This is a genomic window from Streptomyces thioluteus (assembly GCF_039535865.1).
In genome coordinates this window covers 20392-27085 of sequence record NZ_BAAAXZ010000014.1, presented here as the reverse complement: position 1 = coordinate 27085, position 6694 = coordinate 20392, and the positions used below count along the sequence as shown (strand labels likewise).

General features: G+C 70.5%; 7 protein-coding genes. 6 read left to right on the top strand and 1 reads right to left on the bottom strand.

Annotation, left to right across the window (positions count from 1 at the left end; translation table 11 throughout):
- Window positions 1-817 precede the first annotated feature (817 nt).
- The 3 genes from ABD794_RS01715 to ABD794_RS01705 all read left to right on the top strand — a co-directional run bounded on the left by ABD794_RS01715 (window position 818) and on the right by ABD794_RS01705 (window position 3103).
- Window positions 818-1222 carry a hypothetical protein gene (locus ABD794_RS01715; protein WP_344960517.1) on the top strand — a complete coding sequence of 135 codons (405 nt, stop codon included), beginning with the start codon at window positions 818-820 and terminating at the stop codon, window positions 1220-1222.
- Between the two features lie 100 nt (window positions 1223-1322).
- Window positions 1323-2759, top strand: coding sequence for a M20/M25/M40 family metallo-hydrolase (locus tag ABD794_RS01710; protein WP_344960516.1), 1437 nt, complete (start codon window positions 1323-1325; stop codon window positions 2757-2759).
- Between the two features lie 110 nt (window positions 2760-2869).
- Window positions 2870-3103, top strand: coding sequence for a DUF8189 domain-containing protein (locus ABD794_RS01705; protein WP_344960515.1), 234 nt, complete (start codon window positions 2870-2872; stop codon window positions 3101-3103).
- 21 nt (window positions 3104-3124) lie between these two features.
- Here ABD794_RS01705 and ABD794_RS01700 read toward each other — a convergent pair whose 3' ends face one another.
- Complete coding sequence (locus tag ABD794_RS01700; protein ID WP_344960514.1) at window positions 3125-3343, bottom strand: SRPBCC family protein; 219 nt, start codon at window positions 3341-3343, stop codon at window positions 3125-3127.
- Between the two features lie 114 nt (window positions 3344-3457).
- On the opposite strand from ABD794_RS01700, the gene ABD794_RS01695 reads away from it, so the two are divergent.
- The 3 genes from ABD794_RS01695 to ABD794_RS01685 are packed head-to-tail and all read left to right on the top strand — an operon-like array spanning window position 3458 to window position 6685.
- A complete protein-coding gene (locus tag ABD794_RS01695) occupies window positions 3458-4639 on the top strand; it encodes a UDP-N-acetylglucosamine--N-acetylmuramyl-(pentapeptide) pyrophosphoryl-undecaprenol N-acetylglucosamine transferase (RefSeq protein ID WP_344960512.1) in 1182 nt (393 codons plus the stop codon).
- A 17-nt stretch (window positions 4640-4656) separates the two neighbouring features.
- Window positions 4657-5658: an SDR family NAD(P)-dependent oxidoreductase gene (locus ABD794_RS01690; protein ID WP_344960511.1), complete on the top strand. Its 1002-nt coding sequence runs from the start codon at window positions 4657-4659 to the stop codon at window positions 5656-5658.
- A 16-nt stretch (window positions 5659-5674) separates the two neighbouring features.
- Window positions 5675-6685 carry an alpha/beta hydrolase gene (locus ABD794_RS01685; RefSeq protein ID WP_344960510.1) on the top strand — a complete coding sequence of 337 codons (1011 nt, stop codon included), beginning with the start codon at window positions 5675-5677 and terminating at the stop codon, window positions 6683-6685.
- The last annotated feature ends 9 nt before the right edge of the window (window positions 6686-6694 follow it).

The window sequence follows — 6694 nt, the reverse complement described above, 5'->3', positions numbered from 1 at the left end:
CCGCGTGGCCACCATCCCGCGCTTGACGGCCTCTCCCAAGCGCGCGTAAGTGGGATGACTCGCAGGCATCTATGTCCCCTTTGGCATATACATGGGCGTTAAGGCAGCCTCGGGGAGCACTGCTTCGCGTTCCAGGTGCTGTGGAGCGAACTCGCGGACATGGCGAGGCCGCTGGGCGACCTGACACCCCCTCAGGCCTGATGACTGTATGTACTCGGCAAGTTACTTGTAAAGGGAAGGTGAGGGTTTGCTGTAGGTATCGCAACGCCCGACCGTGAAAAACGGAATAAATCTGGGCAAGTTTGACATTCGTTCATTCGGATACAAGAGGGCAGGTGCTTGGTTCGGGCACAGTCGGAGGATGTCTCTCACATGAACTACCGTGATTCGTTGAGCCGTTAATCACCCAACGAGCTGCCAGGGGGCATCCGATCGTTGTTGCCCTCGGGCAACAGGGGGCCAAGGACGTAATCGGGCTACACGGGCGGTACGTCGCCCTTGCGTTGCGCACGGCCAGCAACGACCGACCGGGGTGCTCGCTGAGCAAGACACGCCGTCTTGGGCGGAAGGCCGCCTCAGCCATGATGGTCCGTTCATCGCCACGGCTGACGGGCGCGATCGGCCACGTACACGGATCATCCTGCGCAGGCGAGCTCGCCGTGCAGGGCAGGCCGAAGTGCTGGGGTTCGACGCAACTCAGGTGCCCCGGGAACGGCCGTGTCCTACAACTGACTTACCACCCAGCCTCACCCAGAGGATCCTGAGACCCGCAATCCACCCACGCACCATCACACCGATCGCACGGCGGGAGTGGATCATGAAGAAGGCACAACGGCTGGTGACGCTGCTGGCAGGTCTGGGGCTCGTGGCCGGCGGGGTGTTGGCCGCCGGGCCGGCGTCGGCGGGCGCGGAAACACCGCGCCCGGCGTCCAAGCACCCCACCCTGGTCAGCCAGAGATCCTTCAGCACGACGTCGTTGTCGCAGACCCTCTGCTGGACCGGGGTCAACGACGAGCAGATCATCACCTGGTACGGCGCCCCGGTCACATCCTCGCAGCCCGTCGTGGCCTCGGCCTCCGAGGGCGGCATGTACGCGGAGGGCACGGGCGATGCACGCGTCTATGCCGAGAACACCACCGTATTGAACAGTGCGGTCCAGGTCCGGGTGCACACCGGCTGGCGCACCCCGCTCAACATCTGCATCCACTACGTCGGCGTCTGACCTGATCGGTCCAAGTCTCGTGCCGTCATGGGCCGTTTACTCCGCGCTGGGCCGAAACCGATCCTTGCGGGGATGCTGAGGCGGACGTGACGATGGAGGCATGACGCAGCCGGGCGAGGACGCGGGCAGCAGAAACAGCGGACGGGGTGCGGCACGGCGGACGGTGCTCGGCGCGGTAACGGTCGGCGCGGCGGCCCTCGGGCTGCCGGCGGCGGCCGGAACCGCGCAGGACGGGCCCGCGCGCCACCGGCCCACCCGACAGCCCCCATCGCCCGAACTCCGCGCGCTGCTGCGGGAGATCGACCCGCGCCGCGTCGAGGCGACCGTCCGCAGACTGGTCTCCTTCGGCACCCGGCACACCCTGTCCGCCCAGGACGACCCCGTACGTGGCGTCGGCGCGGCCCGCGACTGGCTCCTCGCCGAGCTGCGCCGCTCCGCACGGGCCTCCGGCGGCCGGATGACCGTGGAACTCCAGCCGTTCGTACAACAGCCCGGACCCCGTATCCCGGTGCCGACCAGGATCACCAACGTCGTTGCCACCCTGCGGGGTTCGGTCACCCCCGACCGAATCTACGTGGTCTCGGGGCACTACGACTCACGGAACAGCGACCCCATGAACGCGACCGGCGACGCGCCCGGCGCCGACGACGACGCCTCCGGCGTGGCCGTCGTCCTGGAGCTGGCCCGGGTCTTCGCGACCCGGCGGCCGGCCGCGACCGTCGTGTTCGCGGCGGTGGCGGGCGAGGAGCAGGGGCTGTGCGGGTCCGGGCACATGGCCCGGACGTTCCGGGGTCAACAGGCCGATGTGCAGGGGATGTTCACGAACGACATCGTGGGGAGTCCGACCGCCGAGGACGGCTCGCGCGACCCGTACACGATCCGGCTGTTCGCCGAGGGGGTGCCGACCTCGGAGACGCCGGAGCAGGCCGAGACGCGGCGTTCGGTGGGCGGCGAGAACGACTCGCCCTCGCGCCAGCTGGCCCGGTTCGTCCGGGACACCGCCGAGAACGACGCGACGGGGATGCGGGTGCGGGTGGTCCACCGCCGCGACCGCTATCTGCGCAGCGGCGACCACATCCCGTTCCTCCAACAGGCCTATCCGGCAGGCCGGTTCACCGAGCCCGCCGAGAACTACGCGCACCAGCACCAGGACGTGCGGGTGGCGGACGGCAAGCAGTACGGGGACCTGCCCGAGTTCTGCGACTTCGGCTTCATCGCCCGGGTGGCCCGGGTGAACGCGGCCGCCCTGTGGTCGCTCGCCCGGGCCCCCGGCACCCCGCGCGGCGCGAGGATCCGCACCACCGCCCTCGGCAACTCCACCGAACTGGTCTGGGAGCGCGGCCCGGAGCCGGACCTCGCCGGGTACGAGGTGGTGTGGCGGGAGACGACCGAACCGGAGTGGACCCACGTCATCCCGGCCGGGAACGTGACCCGGCACACCGTCGACCTGTCCAAGGACAACGTCTTCTTCGGCATCCGCGCGCTGAACCGCTCCGGCCTGCGCAGCCCGGTCGCTTTCCCCGCGCCCCAGGCGTGAAGCCCCGCGCACCCCTCATGTCATGACGAAAGGACAGTCGCATGCGAAAAAGATTAAGAAGAGGGCACAGACGCATCGGTTGACTGGTCAGGACTTTCAGGACAAGTCTGGTGACCTCCACGGCGATTGCGGCACTTCTGGTCACCGCGCCGGGCGCCACCACGGCCGCGCCCCGGAACAGTCTCAGCTCCCTCGGCTCCTCGATCGCCGCGGCGCGCAACGCGGACGGACGGCTGGAGCTGTTCGTCGTCGACGGCGGCGGGGGCGTCTTCCACCGCCGGCAGATCAACCCCGGTGGCGGCTGGTCCGGCTGGGAGAAGCTGGACGGCGTGTTGAGGCCCTGAGACTGCGCAGCACCGACAGCATCACCGGCCGGAGACGAGCCCGGCCAAGTGGTGCAGCGAGTCGGCCAGATACTCGGGGCCGATCTGCCCCACCTCGGTCAGTGGCGCCCGGTCGACGGATTCCCGAACCCGGCCCGTGCCGTCGATCGCGGCGTGGGTCGTCGGGTCCGCCAGCACCGCGAACACCTTCGCGGCGGGCACGGCGACGGTCGGGGTGGCGCTCGCGCTCTCCCGGTCCACGGTGCGAGGCTATCCTCAGGGCCCCGGCGGGGATCCGGCGTCCGCTCAAGATCCACAGAAGATCCATAAACCGCCTCTTAAAACCCTCTTAGGACATTTCTCCACGCTGTGGCCATGGCTACAGCACACGACACCCTCTCGGTGGTCGTCGGAGCGGGCGGTACCGGCGGCCACATCTACCCCGGCCTGGCCGTCGCCGAGGCGCTGCGAAGAGCCGTCCCGGACGCGGTCATCAGCTTCGTCGGCACCGAGCGCGGCCTCGAAACGAAGCTGATACCCGAGGCCGGGTACCGGCTGCACACGGTCGACATGATCCCGTTCGACCCGTCGCTCGGCGCCCGCAGGTTCCTGCTGCCCGCCGATCTGCTCCGCTCGGGCCTCCAGGCGCGGCGGGTGATCGAGGAGCAGGGCGCCCAGGTCGTCATCGGCATGGGCGGGTATCCGAGCGCGCCCGCCGTGCTCGGGGCGCGGCTGGCGGGCCGGCCCGCGCTGGTGCACGAGTCCAACGCGGTACCGGGGCGCGCGAACCGCTTCGCGGCGACGCTCACCCCGCACGTGGCGCTGGCCTTCGACCGTACGCGGCGCCACCTGCCGGCCCGGACCGCCGAGCGGGCCCGCACGGTGGGCATGCCCCTGGTCGGCGCGGTCGCGGGACTCGGCCGCGGGGCCCGGGAGGCCCTGCGCGACACCGCCCGGCGGGCCTTCGGGGTACCGCCGCGGGCGCGGGTCGTGCTGTTCAACGGCGGCAGCCTCGGCGCGGCGCGGCTCACCGAGGCCGCGGTCGGCCTGGCGCGGCAGTGGCGTACCCGGCCGGACGTCCATCTGGTGATCAAGACCGGCCCGGCGGCGCTGGAGGACGTCCGGGCCCGGCTGGCCGCGGACGGATCCGACCGCGTCGCCACGGCCGTCGGCTACCTGGACCGCATGGACCTGGCCTACGCCGCCGCCGACCTCATGGTGTGCCGGGCCGGTTCGGCCACGGTGGCGGAGCTGGCGGAGCTCGGGATGCCCGCCGTGCTCGTCCCGTACCCGCACGCCCCGCACGACCACCAGACCCACAACGCCCGGGTGCTGTCCGACGCGGGCGCCGGGCTGCTGCTGCCGGACGCGGAGACCGACGGCGACCGGCTGGCGGAGCTGATCGGCCCGCTGCTCGCCGACCCGCGGCGGCTGGCCGCGATGAGCGCCGCCGCCCGCCCCGGCACCCACGCCGCGGCCGCCGGCCTGATGGCCGAATGGGCGCTGCGCCTGGCCGGCCGCGCGCCCGCCACCACCCCTGTCCTGACGACGAGTTGAGAGGGATGCACCGCACCATGAACGAGAACGACACCTGGCAGGACAGGACGGTCCTGGTCACCGGGGCCGAGGGATTCATCGGGTCCACGCTGGTCGACCTGCTGGTGGAGCGCGGCGCCCGGGTGCGCGTGCTCGCGCACTACAAGCCGTACGCCGAACGCGGCCATCTGGCCCGCCACTTCGGCCCCGACTCCCCCGTGGAGGTCCTCGCCGGGGACGTGCGGGACGCGAACCGCGTGACGGACGCCGTCGCCGGGTGCGACACCGTCTTCCACCTGGCGGCGCTCATCGGCATCCCGTACAGCTACGCGGCGCCCGAGGCGTACGTACAGACCAATGTGGCCGGCACGGAGAACGTGGCCGCGGCCTGCCGCCGGCACGGCGTGCGCCGCATGCTGCACACCTCCACCAGCGAGGTCTACGGCACGGCCCGGACCGTCCCGATCCGCGAGGACCATCCGCTGCAGCCCCAGTCGCCGTACTCCGCCTCGAAGATCGGCGCGGACATGCTGGCGCTGTCCTACGCGCACACCTTCGACCTCCCCGTCACGGTGGTGCGCCCGTTCAACACCTACGGGCCGCGCCAGTCCGCCCGCGCGGTGATCCCCACGATCCTGTCCCAACTGCACTCCGGCGCCGACGAGATCCGGCTGGGCTCGACGACGCCCACCCGGGACTTCACCTACGTCACCGACACCGCGGAGGGCTTCCTGGCCCTCGCCGACTGCGATCGGGCCATCGGCCACGCGGTCAACCTCGGGACCGGACGCGAGATTTCCGTCGGCGATCTGGCCGTCTCGCTGATCCGGGCCTCGGGCCGGGACGCGAAGGTCGTCGTGGACGAGTCGCGGCTGCGGCCGGCCGGCAGCGAGGTCGAGCGGCTGCTCTCGGACAACTCCCGCGCCCGCGAATGGGCCGGCTGGAGCCCGCGGGTGGACCTGGCGGAGGGCCTCGCCCGCACCTCCGACTGGGTCAGGGACAACCTGCACCTCTTCTCCCCCGACCGCTACCAGGTGTGAGTCAGGAACGAACGACATGACGACGACCAAACGCCGCCGCATAGGGGTGGTGGCCTGCGCGGCCGCCCTGGCCCTGATCGCTTGGCCGGTACTGAAGTTCTCCGGTGTCTTCTCCGACGAGGGCGACCCGATCACCTTCGGCACGAACGGCGGCGGAGGCACCGGCGCCCACGGCACCCTCATGCCCACCGGCCCGAAGGCCGGCTTCCGGGTCGCCAACACCGTGCAGGACGGCACCAAGATCGGTGTGGTCACCCTCGACGGCAAGAAGTCCGGATTCAAGGGCAAGGTGTGGGTCTGGGCCCCGAAGCAGTACGACGACCCCAAGTACGCCAAGTCGGGCTTCCCCGTCCTCATCGCCCTGCCCGGCGGCAACGGCTACCCGGTCAACTACTGGATGGGCACGGACCTGAAGCTCCAGTCGTCCATCGCCCAGTGGTCGAAGGAGGGCAAGAGCCTGCCCTTCATCGTGGCGATGCCGGTGCTCAACCCGGACGACAAGAACTACTACGACGGCAGCGACATCCCCGGGCAGCCGAAGATGGGCACCTGGCTGACCGAGGACGTCCCGGACCTGATCAAGGCCAACTTCCGTACGCTGAAGCAGCGTGACGGCTGGGCCTTCATGGGCTCCTCCTCCGGCGCCTTCGCGGGCCTCAAGGCGGTGCTGAAGCATCCCGACAAGTTCAAGGCCGTAATCGCCTCCGGCCCGGACATCGTCCCCGACTCCCCGCTGTGGGCCGGCCACTCCGAGGAGAAGGCCGCGAACAACCCGGAGGTGCTGGCGAAGCGGCTGATCGACGGCAAGGGGCCCGACGTCTACCTCGCCTTCCAGGTCGGCACGAAGGAGCGGACGTCGATGAAGAACACCAAGGACTTCATCGCGTCGTACGGGAACAAGGGCCCGGTGCACACCACACTGCGGGAGATCCCGGACGGCGAGCACAACGCCAAGACCTATGTGCCGAGCATGGGCATGGGCCCCATCCAGTGGATCAGCGAGCACATGACGGGGCCGACGCCGTGATCCGGTGAT